The following is a 25,992-nucleotide window of genomic DNA, read 5'->3' on the forward strand; positions in this document are numbered from 1 at the left end:
AACCTCTTTCAGAAGAGGTTTTTTTATTGAAAAATAATTCGTATTCACCTTAAATAGAATTGTTTTTTTTGAGAGTTTGGTTGTTTTAACAAAAAGCACACATGGAGATTTATCAAAAATTAAGAAAGCTAATATTTAGAACATTTAATTAAACCTTAGTTCAATTCCTTATATCGAGTTCATGTTAAAGACTAAATAAATATGAAAAACATTTGAGGTTTTGGGGTATTTAGTAACAAGTTAAGTTAGATTAATTAATTGTTTTGTCTAGTATGATTTCATATCTAATATTTTGGCATAGAAATACCGAATGAAAACTTCCTATACTAGTTTTTATATGACCTTATAATTTATTATTGTTTTAGTAGTAATAATTAAATTCAACTCAGTAAAACCTCATATTAGTATTTAGAGAGTAAAATTAAGAGTATTTAATTTTTTTAAGATAAAAAATACCCTCTTTGAATATTCAAAGAGGGTATATAAATTAATGTTTGAAGTTTATTAGTTTTTGATAAACTTTTTAACAGCAATTTGATTGTTTGTTCCTTTTATTTTTAATGTATAAATACCACTAGGTAACTTTGTTACATCAATTTTAGATAAATTAGAAGTTAAAACTACTTTTCCCAAAGCATTGTATATAGTATTATTAGAAATATCAATATCTTTTGATGTTATTGATATCATATTACTTACTGGGTTAGGATAAATATGAACTTCTTTATTAAAAAGAACGTCGATAATATTATTAGTAGCGTCACTTGGCTTTAAGTTTTCATCATAAACTTTAGTTACCGTACCATTTCCTCCATTAGTAATATACATATTACCTAATTTATCAACTTCTAAGTTTCTAGGCTCATCTAAATTTGTAGTTACATAATCAGAAGTTTCAGCAGTTTTAAGGTCGTATTTAACTATTTTGTTGTAATTCCAAGCATAAGTAGTAAAATAAACAGCATCATTAACAACAGTAACTCCTCTTATAGCAGCATATCCACTAGCTAGTGTTGTTTTTGTACCACTTGGAGTAACTTTAAATAGTTTACGGTCATTTCTATCAGTAACATACATATTGCCATCTTTGTCAAAAGCAGCACTTTCAGGAGTAAAGAAACCATCAATTACATCTGTTTTAGTCTTATCAGAATTTATTTTAATTACTTTTTGATTATTTTCTGACACGTAATATAGAGAGCCATTATTAAAAGTAACCCCGTATGGAGAATCTCCAAAAGCATCTACATATTCACTTAGAGTTCCTGTAGCGTTAGCTTCTAAAATTTTACCCCTATAAGGTTCTGCAATAAAAAGTTTATTATTAGTATCAAAAACAATATCATTAGCTCTAAAACCAGTACTTGCAAATTGAGTTTTTGTACCATTAGAAGCTATTTTGTATATTTTTCCAGAATCATGTTCAGAAACATACACTTCATTATTTGAGTTAATACCAATACCTTCTAAAGAAGTAAACCCAGTAGCAAATTCTGTAATAGTGATCGGTGTAACAGTCTTAGTAAAGTTCACGCCAATAACTTTAGAAGCATCCATAGTAATAACTATAGGGTTTGTGTTACCTGAAGCATCACCAGACCAACTATCAAACTCATATCCATTATTAGGAACCGCAGTAATAGTAACTTCTGTACCATACTCATAGTTTCCATTAACAGGATCAGGACTTATAGTAAGGGAACCGTTTTCAATATTAGTAACACTTAAAGTAGTTTGTATTTTACTAAAATTAGCGGTAATATTCTTATCTCCATTTATAGTAATAGAAACTGGACTAGAATTCCCTGTAGCATCACCAGACCATCCATCAAACTGATATCCAGTTTCAGGAGTAGCCGTTAATGTTACAACAGTACCGTATTCATATTTTCCATTAGTAGGGTTTGGGTCAGTAGTAATTGTTCCATTTATAGCATTGGTTACTAATGTATGCTTTATTTTACTAAAGCTTACTCCAATTACTTTAGATGTATTCATAATTATAACTATGGGATTTGAATTTCCAGTAGCATCACCAGACCAGCTATCAAATTCATAACCACTTTTTGGAACAGCAGTAATGGTAACTTCTGTACCGTATTCATAATACCCATTAACAGGTTCAGGGCTTATAGTAAGGGAACCATTTTCATTATTTATAACACTACTTAAAGTGGTTTGTATTTTGCTAAAATTAGCTGTAATATTTTTATCAGTATTTATTGTGATAGTTAACGGATTAGAGTTTCCTGTAGCATCACCAGACCATCCATCAAATTGATATCCAGTTTCAGGAGTTGCAGTTAGTTCTACATTTGTTCCATAATCATAAGTTCCATTAGTAGCATTTGGATTAGTAATAATTGTTCCATTTGTAGCAGAGGTAGTCAAAGCATGCTGAATTTTACTATAATTAGCAGTAATGTTTTTATCAGCATCCATTGTAATGATTAACGGATTGGTATTTCCAGTAGCATCACCTGTCCATCCATCAAATTGATATCCAGTTTTAGGAGTTGCAGTTAATGTAACTTTTGTACCATTATCATAATTTGTATTATTTGAGTTTTCTGGAGTTGGAGTCATTGTCACATCTCCATTATCATTATTAATAGTTAAGGTATAAACATTAGAACAATCTAAACTAAAACTGGTATGAGTGTCAATATGTGTCCAATTAGTTTTACTATAATTTACATCATCAACAGTAATACATGTTAAGTTTGAATTTAAATTGGTCAAAGGTGTTAAGTTAGTATTGTTTCCGTTAGCTAAATTTAGCTCAGTTAGTGAATTACCTCTAACATCTATAGAAGTTAATAGTGCGTTACTAGTTATATTTAAACTAGAAAGTAAGTTTGAAGAGCAATCTAACTTAGATAAATTAATATTTGAAGAAATATCTATACTCGTTAATTTATTTACATGACAAAATAGCTCATTTAAGTTTACTAATCCATTTATATTTAAATTGTTTAGCGCATTATAACTACACCATACCTTCTCCAGTTTGGTATTAGCACTTAAGTCTAATGAAGTCAATTTAGTTTGTTGACAATATAACTCGGTTAACTCTTTATTGTTTGATAAATTTAAGTTAGCGATGTTAGTATTAGAGAAAGATAATTCTTTTAAAACGGTATTACTAGTTACATCAATAGAAGTAATTGGATTATTAGAAATAGCAACTCTAGTTAGATTAACATTTTTAGATAAATCTAAGGCACTTACGTTAGAGTTTTGACATGAAAATTCTTTTAAAGCGGTGTTATTCGAAATGTCAATAGATGTAAATAGCTCACTACTACCACAAATTAATTTCTGTAATAATGAATTATTACTAATGTCTATAGAGGTATATTTATTACCATAACAGAATAGTTCTTTTAATTTTGTATTATTAATAATGTCAAGTTCATTGAGTTGATTATTAATACAATGCAGACGACTTAAATTTATATTTTGAGAGAGATCTAAACTGGTAAGCTTATTCTTAGAGCAAAACAGATCTTTTAAATTAATAAAAGCTTCAATACCAGTTAGGTCAGTTATGTTTTTGTCTTCGATACTTATTGAGCTTCTATAGTTATTGGCTTCATAAACTTGAATTTCTGAATCTCCATTAATATTTATAGAAGTATTATTTACAAGATAAGTTTTAAAATTAGCGTCCGGAATGTTTACAATATTATCGTTAGAACAATTGTCACTGTATGCTGTTTTATAATCCTTTTGCCAGTAGAAACTTGTTGGGGCTACAAAACCATTGTCTAATTGAATACAAAACAGGTTAGGGTTATTTTTTAAAAACAATGTATGTAGATTAGTATTATTCCCGTTGGCAACATTAATGCTATTTGACAGAGTATTATTTTCTAGGGACAAATGTGTTAAGGAACTAAGTTGAGAAGCATCAAAAGAAGTAATTTTATTTTCATTTAAAAATAATTGCTTTACATTTGAGGGGATTACAGTTATTGCAGTTAATAAATTTTTACTTAAAAATACTTCCTCTAAAAGAGTATTATTACTCAGATCAATATTAGTTATTTTATTATTATTAAGGTTTATTCTAATAAGGGCTGTATTATTAGAAAAGTTTACCGTTTCTAATAAATTATCATAGGCATGTACTGTTTTTAATTTGGTGTTTTTAGATAAATCTAAATTTGTAATCTTATTCTTTGTAATAGATAAAGAGGTGATGTTAATGAAGGCTTCTAAACCAGTTAAATCTTCTATATCACCTTCACCAACCCCTAAATTACCTGTGAAGTTTTCAGCTTCAGAAACTTGAATTTCGCCATCACCATTAGTATCTATTGTATCATGATGATTTATTAAAGCACTTTTAAAACTAGCATCCGGAATGTTAACAATTTGTGCATTCATTAAATATGAAGCAAATAAAAAAAGGAGAAAAACATAATGCTTTTTCATATGTATGTAGGTTTAAATAAATTAAGGAGCGAAAGTATTAATTTTTACCTTAGATAAAATAAAAAAGAAGGTATAATTGTTAAAATAGTACCTTCTTTTTATAAAATGTATAGCGAAACCCGAGTGATTAAGGGATATTCAGATATTTATGCGTTTGTAAAGAAATTCGCCATTTTGGGTTTTTCATCACATAATCAATGATTAAAGGTGTCATTTTTTCCTTTTTACTCCACTCAGGTTGTAAAAATAATTTACAGTTAGCATTAACTTTTTCTGCTTGTTCTTCAGCAAATTTAAAGTCATTTTTATTATGAATAATCATCTTTAACTCATCAGCTTCTTCATAAGATCGTTGTAATGGAAGTTTAGTCTTTTTAGGTGACAGACAAAACCAATCCCATGTACCTGAAAAGTCATAAGCTCCAGAAGTCTCTATGTGAGTTTTAATATTATTTTTTTGTAATTCACTAGTAATATAATCTAAGCTCCACATAAGCGGCTCTCCACCAGTAATTACTACAGTTTCAGCATGCTTTTTAGCATTGTTTACAATAATATCGGTTTGTGTTGGTGGATGTAATTTTGCATCCCAGCTCTCTTTAACATCACACCAATGACAACCTACATCACAACCACCAATTCTAATAAAATAAGCGGCAGTGCCTGTATGGGAACCTTCACCTTGTATGGTATAAAACTCTTCCATTAAAGGAAGCATTTCTCCTTTATTAATTAATTCTTTCGTCTGTAAATCCATCAACTGCGTTACATTAATTAAAATAATACGATTCTAAAATAATTTTTGCAAAGGTACTTGTTGGAATATTAATTTGAGTTGTTTTTTCAAAAAAAGTAAAAAAAGACCTTTTTAAAAGGTCTTTTTAAATCATAAATAAAATTACAAACTAGTTATCTAATTCTTTTCCTAAAACTTCTATTTTTTTTATTTTTAAAATATGATTTATATTTTTTGATTTAAGTACAACTTTTACTTGTATTTTTCCAGGAGTTGTAACTGTAAGGTCTTTATGAATTTTAATAGCCTTGTGACAATCTTTATTTGTGTTGCCTACAAGTGTATGACCCGAATCATTTCTATTAATTAGTATAAAGTTTCCAAGATTTACCACTTTCCAATAAACGTCAATATATTCATCATTTTCAAGATTTCCTTCAGTTTCTATAACAACAGAAAGATGTGTTTGTGGAAAGGCAGATACATCAATTTCTTCTGAAGTCCAAGCTAATTCTCCTTCAGTATTTGCTACATTAAAGCTAGGATTAAAAATGGTTTCATCTGTAAAGTTATTAACAGCTGATAGTAAGGTGTTTGATGTGTTTATAGCTGTAGCATCAATAGTCCATTTAGTAAAAGAATCAGTATAGTCTCCTTTTTTCTCTATAGAGCCGTTGGTAATATCAATACCAGTTCCGTTAGAATATGTAGAGAAATTTTCAACCCAAATTTGTTTAGATGGTTTAAAAAAATCTGTTGTTTGAGCTGTTAAATTTGTTGTAATTATGATAGCAATAAAATATATTATTTTTTTCATTTTGATTAGAGTCTTTATTGAATAACTAGTTTGTTTACTTGTTCTGAAGTACTGGTTTTTACTTTAATTAAATAAATTCCTTTACTTATATTTGAAAGTGATACCTGGTTGTTTGGAGTACCAACTTTTCTTTTTTCAATAACTAATTGACCTCTTACATCATAAATACTAATACTTTTAATTATTTCTTGAGTATTGATAGTCAATTGTTGATTACCAGTTATTGGATTTGGATAAATGGAAACTACATCTAAAGAATCTTCATCAACTTTTAAAGTTGATTGTTTTCCAAAAACTTTTACATCATCTAGAATGAAATTTTCACTACTAGCGCCATTTTTAAAAGTCACTTTAATCTTTAAAGAATTTGAACTGTTAGGAATACTGAAATAGACCTTTTGAAATTTAAAATCTCCATCTTTGTCGCTTGTATTACAAAATTCATCGTTTATAGTATCTCCTTGTAAAGTATGAATATCACTCCCAAAGCCTTTCCAATTTTTAATTAAAGTATAATTCATGCCATTATCAGTACTATAACTTACATTTATATAGTCAGAAGTTTCATGGTCTCCTGTTTCATCGATTGACATACTAACACTAACGTTGGTAAAACCACTAATATCAATGGTTTCGGTAATCCAGTTAATATGACCACCTTCGGGGGTTTTTATTTCAGAACCATGTGTGTCTTGAACTCTGAAATGAGGATCTAAGTAATCTCTAGTTCTAAAAACAGCAGCATAATCTGAGAAGTTTTGTAGAGAAGCATTAGAAGCATCAATAGTCCATTTAGTAAATGACTCCTTATAATCTCCCATATAAAGCCATTTGTTGGTAGTTCCTGTGGCGCCATCGTCACTTTCTCCTTCAATTCCAGAAGGAATTTGATAGTTATTAAAGTTTTCTTCCCATATAGTTTTAAAACTTTGTTGGGAATACCCTGTCAAGGCACCTATTAAGGCACCACATAGTAATAGTTTTTTCATGTTAATAATTGATTTGAATTAATTGTAACAAGTAAAACAAACAAAAATTAGTTTACCCTATCTGTATGGGTAGTATTTTTACTACATCGAATTACTTAAACCGATATAAAATTGTATTTTATATTTTAAAAATTGTTGAAAACCAAATAAATATGTACCTTGTTTTTCATCAGAAAAAAAAGTGTGTTTTTTTTATCATGCAAAATCCTTTTTTATTTAATGATATTTGCTTTTTTTTGAAATAAATTATTACGGTTACTATGAGTGATTCAACTAAATTTTTAAACTATATAAATCAAGGATATAGTTGCAAAGGAGATTTTATTACGTTAGGAGCAGGAATGCTAGGGGAGGATACAATTACAAATGCGCTAGTAAATATTCCTTTAAAAACGTTGAATCGGCATGGATTAATAGCTGGAGCTACTGGTACTGGAAAAACAAAGACATTACAAGTTTTAGCTGAAAATATGTCGGAAAAGGGGATTCCAGTTTTGTTAATGGACGTAAAAGGAGATTTAAGTGGTTTAGCACAGGCTAGTCAAGGACATCCTAAAATAGATGAACGTCATGAAAAAATAGGAATTCCATTTAATGCTAAAGAGTTTCCTATTGAAGTTTTAACTATTTCAGAACAAGATGGGGTTCGATTAAGAGCAACTGTTTCTGAATTCGGGCCTGTACTATTATCCAGAATTTTGGATTTAACTGAGACACAATCTGGTATTGTAGCTATTATTTTTAAGTACTGTGATGATAATCATTTGCCATTGTTAGATTTAAAGGATTTTAAAAAAATGCTTCAATTTATAACTAACGAAGGGAAAGAGGAAATTCAAGAAGAATACGGGAGAATTTCCACAGCAAGTACGGGCGCTATTTTACGAAAGTTAGTAGAGATAGAACAACAAGGAGGTGATTTGTTTTTTGGGGAAAAATCTTTTGAGGTTGATGATTTAACTCGTATTGATGAAAATGGAAGAGGAGTGATATCTGTATTGAGATTGACAGATATTCAAGATAAACCAAAGCTGTTTTCAACTTTTATGCTACAGTTGTTAGCAGAAGTATATGAGACTTTTCCAGAACAAGGAGATAGTGGAAGACCAGAATTGATAATTTTTATTGATGAAGCTCATTTAGTTTTTGATGAAGCTTCTAAAGCATTGTTAAGCCAAATTGAAAGTATTGTAAAATTAATCAGGTCTAAAGGAATAGGACTTTATTTTGTAACTCAAAACCCTAAAGATGTGCCAGAAGATGTCTTAGCGCAATTAGGGATGAAAATTCAGCATGCATTAAGAGCTTTTACAGCCAAGGATAGAAAAGCCATTAAATTAGCAGCTGAGAATTACCCAGATTCTGAATATTACGATACAAAAGAAGTATTGACACAACTAGGGATTGGTGAAGCATTAGTGTCTGTACTTAATGAAAAAGGAATTCCAACGCCATTGGCTAGAACCATGTTAAGAGCTCCTATGAGTAGAATGGATGTGTTAACAGAAAAAGAATTACAAGAAGTATTAGATAATTCTAAGTTAATTTCAAAGTATAACAAACTAGTTGATAGAGAAAGTGCTTATGAATTATTGAATGATAAAATAAAAAGAATAAATAAAGAAAAGTCGGAAGAAGATGAAAGAAAAGAAAGAGAAAAAACAAGAAAAAAATCTTCTTCAACAAGAAGTAGAAGCACAAGAATGAATCCTGTAGTTAAAGTTTTAACTAGTGCTACTTTTATTAGAAGTGTCTTTGGGATATTAAAAAAAGTACTTTAATAATATACTTTTAAATTAGGAAAAACGTTATAATTAAAATAAATTTCATGATTAAACTATATAGAATAATAGCCATACTACTAGTGTCTATAGCTTTTGTGCAATGTAGTAAAAATAAATATGACATTACAAAAGGTAAAGTAGGCGCATTAACAACTAAAACAACAATTACAGAACTAGAAAAAATGTTTGCAAATGATTCTGTGGTTAAAGTACTGAGTGAAGGGGCTAAAGGAGAAAACTTTTTTCAAGAAGATGATAAATATTTCATTTATGAAAAAGGAGGTAAGCATTTGTTAACTATCATCCCAAAAGAACAATTAGACTCAACATCAACAATTAAAAGTATTGAAATTTTTGATGATAGATACCAAACAAAATCAGGATTAAATATAAATTCAACCTTTCAAGAGATAAATGCTAATAATAAAATTAGTAAGGTTGAGTCTACATTTTCTTCTGCAACATTGTTTATTGATGAGTTAAATGCTACTATGGCAATTGATAAAGAAGAACTAGGATTAAAAGATTTTAGTACACAAAAAGTAAGTATAGAACAAATTCCAGATTTAGCAAAAATCAAATCCTTTACAATTTGGTTTAACTAACTAAATAATATAAAAGCCGAAAATTAAGTTTTTCGGTTTTTCTTTTTTATGAGAAAAAAATATACAATTCAAACAAGTCCATTTATCGTTCCTACAACGGATGGTAAACTAATTGCTGAACACTTTGGTAATGCAACTACTAAAGAGTCAAAAATTAGTATTGCACACATGAAAGCCCCAGCTGGTTGGAGTGAACCTTTTCAAACACCAAAATTTGATGAATACACATTCATTATTAAAGGAAAAAAACAATTTAATATTGATGGTGAAATTGTAACTTTAGAGGCAGGGCAGTCTATAAAAATAGAAAAAAACGTTAGAGTTCAATATTCAAACCCGTTTAGTGAACCATGTGAGTATTTGGCTATTTGCTTGCCAGCTTTTTCTCTAGACTTGGTAAATAGGGAAGAAGAGTGACCTGTTATAGAGTAAAGATAGTTAATAAAATACCTAATAGTATCACTGCAAATTTCTGAAAATTAAACTTATGGTTTTCTGAACTTTCAAATAAAATAACTGTAGAAATATGTAAGAAAATTCCTATTGTAAAAGCCATTATTTGAGAATGGAAGTTATGAAAGAAATCTACTTTTTCTGAAATTAAAATACCTAAAGGACTCATTAAAGAAAAGACACCAATAAAGGCAATCATTGTTTTTATAGAATATTTAGCTTTTACTAAAAAGGTAGTTAAAACAATTGCGATAGGTATTTTATGTATAAAAATAGCCCATAGTAAATTATGTTCATGATCACCATGGTCATGTATAGGTAATCCTTCTGTAAAGGCATGAATACATAAACTAACAAATAACAACCAAGGAAATTTATTTTGATTTTCATTTACATGAACATGTCCATGTTCTGCGCCTTTTGAAAAAGATTCTAAAACTGATTGTATTAAAATTCCTATTAAAATTAAAATACCAATTTGTTTAACATTGTTAGTGTGATTATAAACTTCAGGTAATAAGTGTAAAACGGTAACAGATAGTAAATAAGCTCCACTAAAAGCTAATAATAAACGTACAAATTTATTAGAAGGTTTAAGAAATAGTACAAAAATAGAACCGATTAATACAGATATAATTAATAACAATGAACTCATTCGGCAATTAGTATAAGTCTATCAGAAGTGTTAACATTAAAATTATCTAAGTTATAGTTTCCAAAAACATGTCTTATTTTCAAGTCTGCCTTGTTAAAGTAATCTTGCATTTTTTCTAGACTTAAAAACTTAACCTTTTCGGTATAAGTATGGTTTTGTCCATTGGCATGAAAAGAAATATGTTTTAATATAAAACCATCTATAATTTCTTTTTTAATAGAAAACTCTATTCCATCTATTAATTTTGTTTCTTGTGGTACTAGAGAGGATTTAACTTTTTCAACATTTAAAAAGTCTAAGACTAAAACACCGTTAGACTTTAAACCATTTTTAAAATTAGATAATACAAGGATGTCATCCTTGTCATCGTCAAAATAACCAAAACTTGTAAATAAGTTGAAAATAGCATCATATTTATTCTCTATAGGTTTTCTCATGTCCCATTCTTCAAATTTTAATGATTCATTTTCAAATTTTTTTGCATGAAAAATACTATTACTGCTTAAGTCACCACCTCTTACATTAAATCCCAGAGAATTGAGATATACTGAGTGTCTACCTTTACCACAAGGAACATCAGCTATAAAGCTATTTTTTTTCAAATTTAGAAAAGAAGTAATATTTCGCATAAAAAATTGCGCATCATCATCATTTCTATGTTTATATAAAATATGATAGTATGGTGTGTTAAACCAAGAAGTAAACCAATCCTTTTTTGTATCCATAATTAAAGAGTCTGCAAAAATAAGCAAATCTTACGTTTTAAAAGAGGAAAGAATAAAAATTCATAACTACATAAATAAGCAGTACTTTTGCATTGAAATTTTACAACAATTTATGGAGAAAGATTTTAAAATGACTGCTATTACTATGGCAGGACTTGAAGGCGTATTAGCCGATGAATTAAGAGCATTAGGGGCGAGAGAAGTAAAAGAAGGAATTAGAAACGTTGCTTTTAGAGGTGATAAAGGGTTTATGTATAAGGCAAATATAGCTTTAAGAACTGCTATTAGAATTTTAAAACCAATAAAAAGAAGTAAAATTTTTGATGAAGAAGATTTGTATGAAGCTATTCAGCGTATAAAATGGGAGCGTTTTATTGATGTAGAAGGAACGTTTGCTATAGGTGCTGTTGTAAACTCAAGAAATTTTACATCTAATTCTCATTACATTAGTTTAAAGTCTAAAGATGCTATTGCAGATTATTTTGTTCACAAATATAAAAAGCGCCCGAATGTAGATTTGAAATATCCTGATGTTAAAATTCACATTCATATTCATAAAGAATGGTTAACAATATCATTAGATTCCTCTGGAGATTCATTACATAAAAGAGGGTACAGAAGTGCCACTAATATTGCACCTATAAATGAAGTTTTAGCAGCAGGTTTGTTACTTTTATCAGGATATAAAGGTGAAGAAAATTTTATAGATCCAATGTGTGGTTCTGGTACAATTTTAATAGAAGCAGCAATGATAGCAAATCATATTCCTGCTAATATTAACAGAAAACATTTTGGTTTTGAAAATTGGAAAGATTATGATGAAGATTTATATTTTGTTATTCAAGATTCTTTATTAAAGAAAATATCAAGTTCACATTTTAAAATTATGGGGTTTGATAAAGCTCCGTCAGCGGTTAGGAAAGCTCAGCAGAATATTATTAATGCAAATTTAGAAGAGTTTATAGGAGTACATCATGTAAACTTTTTTAACTCAAAAAAAGAAGTTTTTGGTAAAACAACTATTCTGTTTAATCCACCATATGGAGAGCGTTTAAATATAGATGTAGAAGAGTTTTATAGAAAAATAGGAAACACTTTAAAAAATAATTATAGTAATTCAACAGCATGGTTAATAACATCAGATATTCAGGCTTTAAAATATGTTGGATTAAGAACTTCTAAAAGAATTCCTTTAAAAAATGCTGATTTAGATTGTCGTTTTGTAAAATATGAATTGTATGAAGGAAGTAAAAAAGTAAAAGAAGATAGATAAAGAGTTATAAAAATAAAGACCACTTAGCTAAGTGGTCTTTATTTTATTATTTATTTTTTAAAAGATATTTGTTAAAGCTATTGCCATTTATACTAGTATATTTAGCATCAATGTCAAAACCAACATCCATATTGGTAATGTCAAATGTACCATGTACTTTAGTATATTTAATATTTAGGTCTTCTTTAAATTTTACATTTCTAAAAGAAACTCCATCATTAAACTCGGTATATTTAAAAGTAGCGCTTTCATTAAAAATAGCATCTTCAAAACTTACAAATTCTTTAAAGTCAGTGTATTTGAATGTTGCAGGCTCTTCAAAGTTTGTGTTTTTAAAAGATATTTTTCTTTCAAATTTAGCATATTTAAAAGTAGTATCATTTTTAAAATCACAATTAGCAAAATTAGCATCTTTTTCAAAATCAGAATATTTAAACATGGCTTTTTGAGAGAAAGTACAGTTTTCAAAAATAGCAAGATCTTCAAAGTTAGCTACAAAAGTATAACCACTATTTTCATGTGGTATATAAGCTAAAACATCGTCTTTGAAAGTACAGTTTTTAAAAACCACTTTATTTGTAATTTGGTTTTCAACAGTATTAGAACCACCATTATTCCACCATTTTTTACGTTTTGGTAATTTAGGTAGCTTTTTGTCTATAAATGTAAAGTCAATAGTTCCTTCAATGGTAACGTTAGAATATTCTATAGCTTCTTTGGCCTCTAGTTTTTTCATGATCTCAGAAGCATTAATTGTTTTCTGAGAAAAAACAGTAACTGTGCAAAGAGTAAAAACTAGAAGAGTAAATATATTTTTCATGATAAGTAATGTTTTAATATCTATTTGAAAGACACAATAACTTTTTGTTTTGTGACACTCTTGAATAAAAAAAACAGTATTTAGCTAACCTAAATACTGTTTTAGTATGAATATGATTTAAAATCTTAGTTTACTGAATCACTTAAACCAGCACCAGCTTTAAACTTAACAACATTCTTTGCAGCGATTTTAATTTCCTTACCAGTTTGTGGGTTTCTTCCTGTTCTAGCAGCTCTTTCAGATACAGACCAAGTTCCCCATCCAACTAAAGCAACTTTACCACCATCTTTTAATGTATTAGTAACGTTGTTAGTTAATGATTCTAATGCAGCTTTAGCAGCAGCTTTTGAAATTCCTGCGTCAGCAGCCATAGCATCGATTAAATCTGATTTGTTCATAATTTTAATGGATTTTAAAAATTAATTTATATTTTTTGCTAAATAGCTCAACAAATATAGACGGAATGCGGGATTGTGCAAGATTTAAGGTTAAAAAAACATAGTTTTGTTAATAAAAACCACTGAATTGTTAATAACCCTACTTGTTTATTTGTTTAAAAGTGTAATTCCTTATAAATAAAGGGCTAGAGCGCTATTGCATCTGATGAAAATTGATAACCGTTTAACAAACTTCTTGAGTCCATTAATTTTTTACCAGAAAGTTTAATTTCATCTATGATTAAAAAACCATCAGATACGGCTATTTTTATATCAGATTTAGTGGTTATTATTTTACCTATTTTATATTTATGATTCCCCAACTCTTTAGAAACCTTATAAATTTTGGCTGTAATTTCTTTCTCATTATTGTATATTGAGGTCCAAGCAGCAGGATAAGGATTTAAACCTCTTATGTGATTGTATATATCATTTAAAGATTTTGACCAATCTATTTTACAGTTATGAGGAAATAGTTTATAAGCTGTTTTCTCTTCCAAATCTGGCTGTTTAGTAGTTGTTACATTTCCTTTAGCTATTAAATCAACAGTTTCTTTAACTAAATCAGCACCCAAATACATAAGAGTGTCGTGTAATTCTCCTACGGTTTCATCTTCTCTAATACCAACTTCTTTTTGAAGAATTATTTCTCCTGTATCAATTTTATCATCAATAAAAAAGGTAGTAACACCAGTTTTCTTTTCTCCGTTTATAATAGCCCAATTGATAGGAGCAGCGCCTCTATATTCAGGTAATAAAGATGCATGTAAATTAAAAGTACCATATTGAGGCATATCCCAAACAGATTTAGGTAGCATTCTAAAAGCTACAACTATTTGAAGATTAGCATTCCATTTTTTTAATTCATTTTGAAAATCTTCGCTTTTTAAATTTTTAGGCTGAAGCAAAGGTAAATTTTGAGATAAAGCATATTTTTTTACTGCAGATTGATTCAATTTTCTACCTCTTCCTGCGGGCTTATCGGTAGCAGTAATAACTCCAACAACATTATAGTTGTTTTCTACTAAGTGTTTTAAAATGGTTACAGCAAAATCAGGTGTTCCCATAAAAACGATACGTAAATCTCTCATTATTATTTTATATAAAATTTATTGTAGTCAGTGATACCGATAATTTCATCGGCTAGTAATTTTCGCAAATTTATTAAAATGTCTTCTTCTTTTTCAGGAATAATAGTACAGATTTCTTTGGATGAAAGTTCAGTATGTTTCTTTATGCATTTTAATAAATCATTTTTTAAGTCTTTAATTGTGCTATTTTTTTGTTGTAAACAAACATCACAAATACCACATTTACCATTATTCTTTTCATCAAAATAACTTAATAACTGAATACTTCTACAAATAGTATCGTTTTTTACAAAATGAATTAAATCAGTAGTTTTCTTCTTTTTCTGATTAAAATACGCTTTTACATTTTTAGAAATTCTGTTAATAGTTAAATCATCTTCTCTTGGAATTAAAAAATGAAGGTTAACATTTTTAGAGGCTCTGTTGTAAGTTATGTATTCTTTAGTTTCTAAGCTTTCTAATTGATTGATAACCATTGAGGAAGTAACTCCTGTTTTTTTAGCAATATAAAACTCATTGATTTTAATTGGTTGTTCAAAAACACCACCATACATTCTTAATAAAGGTTGGATTATTTTTTTAGTTTTTTGATTGTTATTACAATAGTTAATGATTTGTTGACTTGACGTTAAAAATTGAATGGTTGAGTTTTTGGTGTAAAAATTTTCTAGTTCTATGATACCGTTAGCTATTAAAACTTGTATTGTTGTAGAAACTTTATTGGGTACAAAATTATATTTTGAACAAAAAGCTGAAAAATCAAAATCAAAAGAATCTAAATTATGTTCACCTTTAGCTATTTGAAAGTGTTGATATAATTTTTGATGAATAGTTTTTATCTCTTTTATAGTTGGATAGTTAGTTTGTTGATACTCTTCAAAAGAATCAATATCTGTTTTATTAGTTAAAATTACTGAAAACGCTTTTTTTTGATCTCTACCAGCTCTACCAGCTTCTTGAACATAATTTTCTATAGAAGAAGGGAGGTTTAAGTGAATAACAACTCTAACATTTGCTTTATCAATTCCCATTCCAAAAGCATTAGTAGCAACCATAATAGGTGTTTTATTTTGCATCCATTTTTCAAAAGCTATTTGTTTTTCATCCAAAGATAATCCACCATGATAAAAACTAGATTTATAGCCTTGAGCATTTAAATAATTACTAATTTCTCTTGTTTTATTTCTAGAGCTGACATAAACAATACTAGGGGATTTTATTTTTTTAAAGATTTGTTGCAGTTTATATAGTTTATCATCAGTAAAAAATACTTGATATGCCAAATTCTCTCTAAAAAACGACTTTTTAAAAGTAACAGGAGTTTCTAATTGTAAATGGTTTGTTATGTCAGAGAGAACCTTATTGTTAGCTGTAGCTGTTAAAGCTATAAAAGGTACATTAGGTTGTATTTCTCGTATCAGTTTTATATCTAAATATGAGGGTCTAAAATCATGACCCCATTCAGAAATACAATGGGCTTCATCAATGGCTACTAAATTAACATTTAACTGCTTTATCTTATCTTGAATAAACTTTGATTGTAACCGTTCAGGAGATAAATACAAAAATTTATAGTTTCCAAATCGTATATTATCAAACAACGTAATAATCTCATCTTGTGAACTACCCGATTTAATAGTTACAGCTTTTATATTTTTTTGCAATAAAGCTTCAACTTGATCTTGCATTAGTGCTATAAGAGGAGATACTACAATACAGGTTCCTTTTTTTAATATGGCAGGAACTTGGAAACAAATAGATTTTCCTCCACCAGTAGGTAATAAAGCAATAGTGTCTTTACCTTCTAAAACACTGGTGATTATCTCATTTTGAGGCTTTCTAAAATTATCATATCCCCAATAATTTCTTAAAATTTGTAGCGCCTCATTTTTGAGCATTCTTTTCTTATAATGAATTCAATATAAAGTTACAACGTTCTTCTACAGTCCCAAAAGGAACATCAACTATTTTATAACCAACTTCTTGGTAAGCTTCTCTAAGGTATTTATCTATCTCTACAGCTTGTTCAAATGACTCGTAACGCTCATTATCAGAAACATATATTTCTTTCCAAGGAGCTAGCATAAAAACTTTATCGTATAAATATTTATTACTTTTTTCTTTATAAATAGTAGGATAATCAGTTTTTAAATAATTCATATACGCATGAACATCAGGAATTCCTCTGTCAAAAAAAATAATTTTATTACTCTCTTTACAGGCATTTGTAAATTGTTCTTCTCTACCTTCTAAAAGCATTTGACTAAAAAGTAGCGGTTGCTCTAAAAATAATTGGTCAATACCTTCTTTTTGAGCTTTTAATGTTACCTCTCTAGAAATTTCAGGCATACATAAATACCCTCTCTTAATAAATTCATTTAGCACAGATGATTTCCCTGTGCCAGGACCTCCTATAAGAACTATTTTTTGTTGCATTGGGCAAAAATAGAAGTTTCAATTAATAAATTTAATAAATAGTGTAATTTTGTGTTTGATCTAATTTTTAAGAATTTTAAAAAAATATACTAAACAGTATAATTATGTCGGATAGAGAAGCGTTTTATAAAAAGTTAAAATCACAATTAGAAGAAACAAGTAGTTTTCCTACAAAATATTTATATAAATTTATTGTTCCTACTGATGGTAATCAAGTGGAAGAAGTTAAAAGCTTATTTGATAAAGGTGGTGCAGTTATAGATACCAAAAAATCAAGAACAGGAAAATATATAAGTATTTCGATTCATATAAAAGTTAATAGCTCAGACGAAGTTATAACATATTATAAACAAGCAGAATCAATTAAAGGAATTATTTCTTTATAAAACTAAACTTTATGAAAAAACAAATTTTAGGTGCAGCTCTATTGTTCAATGCCTTTCTAATAACAGGTCAGAGCAAAAATGAGTTATTTAGTATTAATAACAAATCAATCTCAGTAGCAGAATTCAAAAGAGTTTATGAGAAAAATTTATCACTTGTGGTTGATAAAGACTCCAAGGATATTGATAAATATTTAGATTTATATATCAATTATAAACTAAAAGTAGGTGAAGCTTACGCTTTAGGATTGGATACTATTAGTACATATAAAAGGGAGTTAGAAGGTTATAAAAAGCAGTTAATAGCCCCATACTTACAAGATAAAGAGTCTATAAAAAAATTAGTAAATGATGCTTACTACAGAACAAAAAATGAAGTTAGAGCTAGCCATATCCTAATACGTTTTACTCAAAAAGGAAAAGAACAAGATACAGTAGCAGCTTTTAATAAAATAAAAGAAGTAAGAAAAAGAGTGGTAAATGGAGAAGATTTTAAAAAAGTAGCTAGAGAAGTTTCTGAAGATCCTTCAGCAAAGTTTAATGCTGGAGACTTAGGGTATTTTTCAGCTTTTAGAATGGTGTTTCCGTTTGAAGAAAATGCTTATACAACTAAAATAGGTGAAGTTTCTGAACCATTTAGAACGCGTTTTGGGTACCATATTTTAAAAGTTACAGGAAAAAGAGAGTCAAAAGGACAATTTGAAGTTGCTCATATTTTACGAAGAGACCAGTCTATTGTTGGGAAAGTAAAAATAGACTCTGCCTATCAAAAATTACAAAAGGGTGTGGCTTTTGAAAGTGTAGTGAAAGAATATTCTGAAGATGTAGGAACAGCTCAACTAGGAGGAAAGTTACCTAAATTTGGAACAGGAAGTATGGTAGAGAGTTTTGAAAAAGCAGTACTAGAACTTAAAAAAGAAGGAGAATATAGTAAACCGTTTAAAACTAAATATGGTTGGCATATAGTAAAACTTCTTAAAAATTACCCTATTGCTTCTTTTGATGAAATGAAACAAGAGTTAGAAAAAAAAGTGAAAAAGTCAGCAAGAATGGGGTTATCAAAAGATGCAGTAATCAGCAAACTAAGGCAAGAGTATAACGTTAAGGTTAATAAAAAAGCATTAGTAGATTTTAAAAATAACTCAAAAGAAGGTTTAGCAACTCAAAAACTTGATAAAATTCTATTATCAATAAATAAAAAACAAATAACTCAAAAGAAATTTTATGATTTTATCAAATATAGAAGTTATAAAAATGTAGATAAGCTTTTTAAGGACTTTAAAAACAAAGAAATTATTGATTATTTTAAAGATGATTTAGTTAATAAGGAGCCAGAATATAAATATACTTTGTTAGAATACAAAGAAGGTTTATTATTGTTTGAGTTAATGCAACAAAAAATTTGGAAAAAATCATCAAATGATTCAATTGGATTAAAAAAGTTTTATGCTAGTAATAAACCTAAATACAGTAAAGAACTGGAAGAAATAAAAGGAGAAGTAATAAGTGATTATCAAAAGCAATTAGAAGATAATTGGATAAGTGAACTTAGAAAAAATAATGTAATTAAGGTTAAAAAGAAAGCATTAAAGAAGCTTAAAAAAGTATATAATCAATAAATAACTAATAATCATATTGAAAACCATTTATATATTATCTTGTTTATTTGTATTTGTTTCTTGTGATTTAATTAAGTTAAAAAAGCAAAGAACTAAAGCAGAGAGACCTATAGCTACCGTTTATAATGTGCATCTTTATAAAAAAGATGTAGAAAGCTTATTGCCTAAAAATTTGTCAAAACAAGATAGTTTAGTTGCTGTAAAAGGTTTGATAAACTCATGGGCAAAACAACAACTTTTTCTTAAAAAAGCGGAAGAAAATATATCGGAAGTTAATAGTATTGAAATAGAAAAGTTAGTTAACAGTTATAAATCAGGGTTGTATATAAATGGTTACAAAGAAAAATTAATAAAACAACAGTTAGATACGATTGTTTTAGAAAGAGAAATTGCAGATTATTATAACCACCATAAAAATAATTTTAAGTTAAATAATGAATTAGTTCAGTTTGATTATATTATTTACGGTAAAGATTTTTTAGATACAAAAGATGTTATAAAAAAGTTTAAGTCTGATAAAGAGAAAGATAACGAAGAATTAGAAAACTACTTGTTAAGTTTTAAATCTTATAGGTTACAAGACACAACATGGGTAACATTAGATTATTTAAAAGAAAAAATTCCACCATTTCGTAGGTATTCTAAACAAAAATTGTTAAAAAAATCCAAATTCATACAAAAAGAAGACAGTTTAGGAGTATATTTGGTCGCTGTAAAAAATATTTTGCGAAAAAACAAAACAGCTCCATTGAGTCATGTTAGTAATAGAATTAAGCAAATTATTTTACATAAACGGAAACTAGAATTAATAAGAGAGATTGAAAAAACGCTGATTAATGATGCTATTAAGAACAAAAATTTTAAAGAATACTAGCCTAATATTAGTATGTTTATTAACCCAGCTTACTGTAAACGCTCAAACTAAAGTAGATGGAGTGGCAGTAGTAGTAGGAAAAAATATTGTATTAGATTCAGATATTGATAAGTTTAAACAAGAAGTAAAGCTAAGAAGTGAAGGAAAGGTAGATATTTCTAATTGTGAAATGTTAGAAGAATTGATGCAACAAAAATTATTAGCTCATCACGCAATAATTGATAGTGTCACAGTAAGTCAAAATGAAATAGATAGTCGAGTTCAAAGAAGTATTGCTTTTTTTACTAATGAATATGGAAGTGAAAAAAAAGTAGTAGAAGCTTATGGATTTAATGATATTGAAGACCTTAAAAAAGAATTGTCTAGAGTTCAAAGAGAAAACGTTCTTATAGAAAAAGAACAACAAAAAATTACGGAAACTATTGACGTAACACCAGAAGAGGTAAGAGTTTATTTTAATGGATTAAAAGAGAAAAATGAATTACCAGAAATACCAGCTGAAGTAGAATTAGCTCAGATAATATTATACGCAAAAGCTACAAAGGAAGAAAATGAAAGAGTTTTAGAAAAACTTAAAAAATTAAAGAAGGAGATAGAAGAAGGAGCTAGTATTAAACTAAAAGCAATTATAAACTCAGATGATCCTGGAGTATCTCAAAACGGAGGAAAATATACTATAACTAAAGACAGCCCTTTTATTAAAGAATTTAAAGAAGTTGTGTTTTCATTAGATGTAAATCAGGTATCTGAGCCATTCAAATCTGCTTTCGGTTATCATATTATTCAATTACATAAGATAAAAGGAAATCAAAGAGTTGCATCACATATTTTAATGCAACCTGAAATATCGGATGAAAAGTTAAAAGAAACGAAAGAAAAATTAGAAAAAATAGTAACTGACCTAAAGGATAAGAAAATAACTTTTGAAGAAGCAGTAAATAAATACTCAGAAGATAAGGAAACTAAAAATAGTGGAGGTATACTAGTAAACCCTTATACACAAGAAACAACTTTTGAGTTAACAAGAATGCCTCCAGATTTATTTGGTCGTATTAGTGAATTAAAGCAAGGTGAATTATCTGACGTTTTTTATGATGAAGAAAGAGGAGGAGAGAAAATGTATAAAGTTATTTATATGAGAAAAAGAACAGACACACATAAAGCTGATATTGTAGATGATTACGTGAGAATGCAGCAATTTGCTTTAGCTAAGAAAAAAGAAGAGTCAATAACTAAATGGTCTAAAGAAAAGATTCAAGAAACTTATATTAAATTAGGTGCTGACTATAAAAAATGTGAGTTTAAAAAAGATTGGAAAAAGGAAAATAAGTAGTTAATAATTGAAAAATAAATATAGATCCACTTAAATTAATGATTCTTAAATCTTATTTTTGAGTGGATACTTTTTTATAAAATAAAATTTAATATGTCTGACGTTATAGCAGTAGATGCACTAGTAAAAAAATACACTCAATTACAACAAGAAATAGGTAAAGTTATTATAGGACAACAAGAAGCCGTTAACTTTACATTGTTATCTGTTTTTTGTGGAGGACATTCTCTGTTAATAGGGGTTCCTGGATTGGCAAAAACATTATTAGTAAATACAGTATCTAGTGCTTTGGGCTTGAATTTTAAAAGAATTCAATTTACACCAGATTTAATGCCGTCTGATATATTAGGTAGTGAAATTTTAGATGAAAATAGACAGTTTAAGTTTATTAAAGGTCCTATTTTCTCAAACATTATCTTAGCGGATGAAATTAACCGTACACCACCTAAAACACAAGCAGCACTTCTAGAAGCCATGCAAGAAAGGTCAGTTACAGTTGCAGGTCATCATTACAAGCTAGATTTACCTTTTTTTGTTTTAGCTACTCAAAACCCAATTGAGCAGGAAGGTACATATCCACTTCCTGAAGCGCAATTAGATAGGTTTATGTTTTCAATTAATTTGGAGTATCCAACCTTTGAGGAAGAGGTACAAGTGGTAAAAAACACAACTTCAGAGGTAAGTCAAAAGGTACAATCTATATTTTCAGCTTCTGAAATAATAGAAATTCAAAAATTAATTCGTAAAATTCCTGTAGCAGATAATGTAGTGGAGTATGCTGTAAGATTGGTTGGTCAAACTAGACCAAAATCAGAGAGTGCAAGTGAATATGTGAGAAACTATATTGATTGGGGTGCAGGACCACGTGCCTCTCAAAACTTAATATTAGCAGCAAAAGCTCATGCTGCAGTTTCAGGAAAATATTCTCCAGATATTGAAGACGTACAAGCTGTTGCTGTACCTATTTTATCTCATAGAATTGTGAAAAATTACAAAGCAGAAGCAGAAGGAGTTACTATAAAAGACATTATAACTTCACTTTTTTAATTTTAGGGTAATACTTCTAAAGGAAGATTGATTTTACTTTCATACTATTCATAATTTTATTGTTTCTTTGCATTTGCTAAGAGGTATAAAATTGTTATTATGAATAAAAAAAAGTTAATAATCCTAGATTTAGATGAAACACTTATACATGCTACAGAAAAACCAATAGATAATAATTGGAACTTTGAGCTATTTAGTTATAAAGTTTATAAAAGACCTTTTCTAATTACTTTTTTAAAAGAATTAATTAAATATTATAGAATAGCTGTTTGGTCATCCGCTTCAGATGATTATGTACATCAAATAGTTTCTAAAATTTTTCCTGAAAATTATCCTTTAGAGTTTGTATGGGGTAGATCAAAATGTACTTTAGAATTAAATTACACTAGTATTAACGAGTTTGGCTATCTAGATTATGATGATCATCTTAACTATACTAAAAAATTAAAAAAGGTAAAAAATAAAGGTTATGGAAATTTAGAAGAAATATTAATTATAGATGATACACCTATGAAGTGTAAACATAATTATGGGAATGCCATTTATCCAAAAGAATTTTTGGGAAATCAACAGGATAATGAATTAGAACTTTTGTTAAGTTACTTAATAAAAATACATAGAGAAAAGAACTTTAGAAAGTTAGAAAAACGATTTTGGAGAAAAGAAATTTGATTAAATGTTAAAATTTAATCTGTAACTATTTGTTAATAAGGTTTGTTGTGCTTTTTGAGTTTATTTAGAATATTTCCATGCCTTTTTTATTCGAAAATATAAGTAGTTTTGCTCGCTCAAAAAATAACAATTATTTAAAGTTAAGATTAAAATTATGAAAAAATTATTACTATTAGGAATGATGGCTTTTGGATTAGCCGTAAATGCACAAGAGGCTAATGGGCAAACTGAAAAAGGAAAATGGTTAATTGAAGCAAACACTAATTTTGGTGGAGGACATGCAGCAAATACAGGGTTTAGTTTAAATACACTTGATACTCCTGGTGGTTCAGTAACAAGTTGGAGTTTGGGAGCTGAAGGAGGTTATTTTGTAATGGATGATTTAGCTGTTAAAGTAGGTTTAGGTTATAGAGATTCAGGAATTAATAATGCCGATGGAACTTTTTCGTATAAAGTAGGAGCTAAATACTATATTAATAGTATGATTCCTGTGCAATTAGATTTATCAGGAACTACACCTGAAGGAGTTAGTCCAATGTGGTTAGGGTTACAAGGAGGTTATGCTATTTTCTTAGGAGATAATGTAAGTATTGAACCTGGTGTAAGGTATAACTTAGGAATTGGTGATGCAGAAGACGTAAATACTTTCCAGTTTAATGTAGGTTTCGCAGTACACTTATAATAATTAAATGACTAGTCCTAAATAACCGTTACAGTTATTTATTGATTAAATATATTAAACATCATCTAAAGTTATAGCTTTAGATGATGTTTTTTTTCGATATGATTTTATTTTCATAATGTTTTGTTGATGTGCTTGGTCAGGAGTTTTAAAATGACATGACCAATGCGGTCTTTTAGAGTTATAAATAGTTATTGATTGTTTTACTATTTTCTCCATTATCTTAATATCTAGATTTGTAGTATTGGTAAAGAACTCTTGTTTCAAGATTCCATTAACCCTTTCAGCTATGGCATTTTGATATGGATCATATGATTCTGTTATACTGCATTTAAGCTTTTGTTTTGACAAAATATCTTGATAGATGTTACTACAGTACTGTATCCCTCTATCTGAATGATGGATAAGTTCCTTCTCTGGATATACTCTGTTTTTTATAGCCATGACCAAGGCTTTTACAGTTGAGTTCACCGCTAAAGTTTTATCCAAATGGTATCCCACAATTTTCTTAGAATATGCATCTGTAATTAATGATAAATACATAGGTTTTTTACGGCTCCCTAAATAAGTAATATCTGCTACCCATACTTGTTCTGGTCGATTTACTTCCAAAGTTTCAATAAGATTAACATGTTTTCTAAAACGATGATGTGAGTTGGTTGTAATATGGTAACTTTTTTGTCGTTTTATCAATAGTTTATTAGCTCGTAAAATATCAAATAATCGATCCCTTCCTACACCTAAACTGCCTAATTCTTCTGAAAGAATATAATACAGTTTTCTTGTTCCAATTCTTGGCTGTTCCATTCTTACATCCTTAACCAACTCAACAACCTTATTGGCTATGGTGTGAGCTTTGGTAACTCTATAATTAGCTCGATAATACACCTGCCTACTAAACCCGAGTAATTTACAGGTGGAAGAAATACTTTCTTTCTTTTGTAAAACAAACATATCAATTACTCGGTTTTGGAGTTTTTTCTGATAGGAATCTTATACTCTTTCTCAGCTAAATCAATCATCATATCAAATAGTATCGCTTTCTTCTCTACTGCTGCTGCTTGAGCTTTTAAACGATTATTTTGCTTTTCTAATTGACGTAATTTTTGTTCTAACTCTAATAGTTTTTGTTCTGGTGATTTTGGCATAGTAGATGGTGTTTGATGATCCCAATCAAAGTTACCATATTTTCTTAACCATACTAAAACAGTGCTACGACCTTGAATCCCATATTTAAGTTGAGCCTGTTTGTAAGTTAGTTCGCCTTTTTCTACTTCCGATACAACCGAAAGTTTAAAACTCATAGTATAATCTTTCTGTGTACGTTTGCGGTAAATATTGTCATTCATAATGTTACATAATTGTGTAACGCTATTTCAGGACGAGACAAAACATTATATTTAAAAATAATAAAAAGAGGAAGTAATTTTACTTCCTCTTTTTATTTTATATAGGCTAAGATTACTTTTTTCCAAATAAACCACCTAGTAGTCCACCTAATAACCCACCGCCAGATTTTTGTTGATTACCACCACCTAAAACCATTCCAGCTACATCATCAATAACACTACCATCACCATCTGCATCTAAAATTTGCTCTAAAAAGCTTTGCTCTTTTTGTGTAGAACTACCACCTAATAAACCACCTAAAAGACCTCCAAGATCACCAGAGTTACTTATTCCGTTTTGCCTACTTTGTTTTCCTAATACACCCATTAAAATTGGTGCAGCAGTTTTTAAAATATTAGCAACAGCTCCAGCGTCTATTCCTGCTTTTTGACCAATTACTTGCTCAACTCCTTGTTGTTTGTTTCCTAAAACATGACCTAAAATTTTTCCTCCATCCTGAATAACATCAGCATTAACACCTCCATTAAATAAATCTCCAAGATTATCTAAAATACTTCCATCATGTTTGTTTGATAAAGCTCCCATTAACCCTTCAGCTCCTTCAGGTGTTGCAGCATTACGTTGCATTGCTTTCATTAAAACGGGTAACGCCATAGTTAAAACATTACTAGTTTTACTAGTATCTTGTCCTGTTGAACCTGCAACACCAGATATTATTGTTTTACCTAAGTCGCTTCCTAAAATGTCTAAAATTCCTGCCATGTTTTTGAT

The 25,992-nt window shown here is 28.7% G+C and carries 23 protein-coding genes and 1 pseudogene; 11 read left to right on the forward strand and 13 right to left on the reverse strand.

From position 1 onward, the window contains the following. Window positions 1–504: 504 nt before the first annotated feature. The 4 genes from ABNT65_RS04055 to ABNT65_RS04070 all read right to left on the reverse strand — a co-directional run bounded on the left by ABNT65_RS04055 (window position 505) and on the right by ABNT65_RS04070 (window position 6,982). Entirely contained in the window at window positions 505–4,440 is a 3,936-nt protein-coding gene (locus tag ABNT65_RS04055; RefSeq protein WP_348747234.1) for an InlB B-repeat-containing protein, read from the reverse strand. 127 nt (window positions 4,441–4,567) lie between these two features. Beyond that, window positions 4,568–5,197 (reverse strand): 7-carboxy-7-deazaguanine synthase QueE, encoded by a 630-nt coding sequence (locus tag ABNT65_RS04060; protein ID WP_348747235.1) that lies wholly within the window; start codon window positions 5,195–5,197, stop codon window positions 4,568–4,570. 148 nt (window positions 5,198–5,345) lie between these two features. Next, entirely contained in the window at window positions 5,346–5,993 is a 648-nt protein-coding gene (locus tag ABNT65_RS04065; protein WP_348747236.1) for a hypothetical protein, read from the reverse strand. A 14-nt stretch (window positions 5,994–6,007) separates the two neighbouring features. Beyond that, window positions 6,008–6,982, reverse strand: a complete 975-nt coding sequence (locus tag ABNT65_RS04070; protein WP_348747237.1) for a T9SS type A sorting domain-containing protein — start codon at window positions 6,980–6,982, stop codon at window positions 6,008–6,010. Between the two features lie 260 nt (window positions 6,983–7,242). On the opposite strand from ABNT65_RS04070, the gene ABNT65_RS04075 reads away from it, so the two are divergent. From ABNT65_RS04075 to ABNT65_RS04085, 3 genes are read left to right on the forward strand one after another with little or no spacing between them, the layout of a single operon-like run. Beyond that, the gene (locus ABNT65_RS04075; protein WP_348747238.1) at window positions 7,243–8,763 is read left to right on the forward strand and encodes a helicase HerA-like domain-containing protein; all 1,521 of its coding nucleotides are present in this window, start codon (window positions 7,243–7,245) and stop codon (window positions 8,761–8,763) included. Between the two features lie 47 nt (window positions 8,764–8,810). Further along, on the forward strand, window positions 8,811–9,371 hold the full coding sequence (locus ABNT65_RS04080) for a hypothetical protein (protein WP_348706835.1): 561 nt from the start codon (window positions 8,811–8,813) through the stop codon (window positions 9,369–9,371). Window positions 9,372–9,419: 48 nt separating this feature from the next. Continuing rightward, on the forward strand, window positions 9,420–9,788 hold the full coding sequence (locus tag ABNT65_RS04085; protein WP_348747239.1) for a cupin domain-containing protein: 369 nt from the start codon (window positions 9,420–9,422) through the stop codon (window positions 9,786–9,788). Between the two features lie 4 nt (window positions 9,789–9,792). On the opposite strand, the gene ABNT65_RS04090 is transcribed toward ABNT65_RS04085, so the two are convergent. Beyond that, complete coding sequence (locus ABNT65_RS04090) at window positions 9,793–10,479, reverse strand: ZIP family metal transporter (RefSeq protein ID WP_348747240.1); 687 nt, start codon at window positions 10,477–10,479, stop codon at window positions 9,793–9,795. After that, window positions 10,476–11,204 carry a class I SAM-dependent methyltransferase gene (locus ABNT65_RS04095; RefSeq protein WP_348747241.1) on the reverse strand — a complete coding sequence of 243 codons (729 nt, stop codon included), beginning with the start codon at window positions 11,202–11,204 and terminating at the stop codon, window positions 10,476–10,478. The genes ABNT65_RS04090 and ABNT65_RS04095 overlap by 4 nt, the downstream gene beginning before the upstream one ends. A 112-nt stretch (window positions 11,205–11,316) precedes the next feature. Here ABNT65_RS04095 and ABNT65_RS04100 point away from each other — a divergent pair, with 112 nt between their 5' ends. After that, the gene (locus ABNT65_RS04100; protein ID WP_348747242.1) at window positions 11,317–12,477 is read left to right on the forward strand and encodes a THUMP domain-containing class I SAM-dependent RNA methyltransferase; all 1,161 of its coding nucleotides are present in this window, start codon (window positions 11,317–11,319) and stop codon (window positions 12,475–12,477) included. Between the two features lie 46 nt (window positions 12,478–12,523). Here ABNT65_RS04100 and ABNT65_RS04105 read toward each other — a convergent pair whose 3' ends face one another. The 5 genes from ABNT65_RS04105 to ABNT65_RS04125 form a co-directional block, all read right to left on the reverse strand. Continuing rightward, the gene (locus tag ABNT65_RS04105; protein WP_348706830.1) at window positions 12,524–13,297 is read right to left on the reverse strand and encodes a pentapeptide repeat-containing protein; all 774 of its coding nucleotides are present in this window, start codon (window positions 13,295–13,297) and stop codon (window positions 12,524–12,526) included. A gap of 125 nt (window positions 13,298–13,422) precedes the next feature. Continuing rightward, window positions 13,423–13,695, reverse strand: coding sequence for an HU family DNA-binding protein (locus tag ABNT65_RS04110; RefSeq protein WP_348706829.1), 273 nt, complete (start codon window positions 13,693–13,695; stop codon window positions 13,423–13,425). A 185-nt stretch (window positions 13,696–13,880) separates the two neighbouring features. Next, a complete protein-coding gene (gene fmt, locus ABNT65_RS04115; RefSeq protein ID WP_348706828.1) occupies window positions 13,881–14,825 on the reverse strand; it encodes a methionyl-tRNA formyltransferase in 945 nt (314 codons plus the stop codon). Between the two features lie 2 nt (window positions 14,826–14,827). Beyond that, complete coding sequence (locus ABNT65_RS04120) at window positions 14,828–16,723, reverse strand: ATP-dependent DNA helicase RecQ (RefSeq protein WP_348706827.1); 1,896 nt, start codon at window positions 16,721–16,723, stop codon at window positions 14,828–14,830. A gap of 7 nt (window positions 16,724–16,730) precedes the next feature. Beyond that, a complete protein-coding gene (locus ABNT65_RS04125; protein ID WP_348706825.1) occupies window positions 16,731–17,261 on the reverse strand; it encodes an ATP-binding protein in 531 nt (176 codons plus the stop codon). A 104-nt stretch (window positions 17,262–17,365) separates the two neighbouring features. Between ABNT65_RS04125 and ABNT65_RS04130 the strand changes: the two genes are divergently transcribed. From ABNT65_RS04130 to ABNT65_RS04160, 7 genes are all read left to right on the forward strand, one after another. Continuing rightward, window positions 17,366–17,647, forward strand: coding sequence for a DUF493 family protein (locus ABNT65_RS04130; protein ID WP_348706823.1), 282 nt, complete (start codon window positions 17,366–17,368; stop codon window positions 17,645–17,647). 11 nt (window positions 17,648–17,658) lie between these two features. Beyond that, window positions 17,659–19,263, forward strand: a complete 1,605-nt coding sequence (locus tag ABNT65_RS04135) for a peptidylprolyl isomerase (protein ID WP_348747243.1) — start codon at window positions 17,659–17,661, stop codon at window positions 19,261–19,263. Window positions 19,264–19,279: 16 nt separating this feature from the next. Continuing rightward, entirely contained in the window at window positions 19,280–20,137 is an 858-nt protein-coding gene (locus ABNT65_RS04140) for a hypothetical protein (RefSeq protein WP_348706820.1), read from the forward strand. Continuing rightward, the gene (locus ABNT65_RS04145) at window positions 20,100–21,470 is read left to right on the forward strand and encodes a peptidylprolyl isomerase (protein ID WP_348706818.1); all 1,371 of its coding nucleotides are present in this window, start codon (window positions 20,100–20,102) and stop codon (window positions 21,468–21,470) included. Before ABNT65_RS04140 ends, ABNT65_RS04145 begins: the two co-directional genes overlap by 38 nt. 93 nt (window positions 21,471–21,563) lie before the next feature. Further along, window positions 21,564–22,517, forward strand: coding sequence for a MoxR family ATPase (locus ABNT65_RS04150; protein WP_348706816.1), 954 nt, complete (start codon window positions 21,564–21,566; stop codon window positions 22,515–22,517). A gap of 99 nt (window positions 22,518–22,616) precedes the next feature. Beyond that, a complete protein-coding gene (locus ABNT65_RS04155; protein WP_348747244.1) occupies window positions 22,617–23,189 on the forward strand; it encodes an HAD family hydrolase in 573 nt (190 codons plus the stop codon). 154 nt (window positions 23,190–23,343) lie between these two features. Further along, window positions 23,344–23,871 (forward strand): hypothetical protein, encoded by a 528-nt coding sequence (locus ABNT65_RS04160; RefSeq protein ID WP_348747245.1) that lies wholly within the window; start codon window positions 23,344–23,346, stop codon window positions 23,869–23,871. A 126-nt stretch (window positions 23,872–23,997) separates the two neighbouring features. Here the strand turns inward: ABNT65_RS04160 and ABNT65_RS04165 are convergent. Next, window positions 23,998–25,220: pseudogene (locus ABNT65_RS04165) on the reverse strand (IS3 family transposase); the annotation flags it as partial. A 112-nt stretch (window positions 25,221–25,332) separates the two neighbouring features. Then, window positions 25,333–25,983, reverse strand: a complete 651-nt coding sequence (locus ABNT65_RS04170; RefSeq protein ID WP_348739873.1) for a DUF937 domain-containing protein — start codon at window positions 25,981–25,983, stop codon at window positions 25,333–25,335. Window positions 25,984–25,992 lie beyond the last annotated feature (9 nt).

This window comes from Tenacibaculum sp. 190524A02b (assembly GCF_964036645.1).
Taxonomy (GTDB): Bacteria; Bacteroidota; Bacteroidia; order Flavobacteriales; family Flavobacteriaceae; genus Polaribacter; species Polaribacter vairaonense.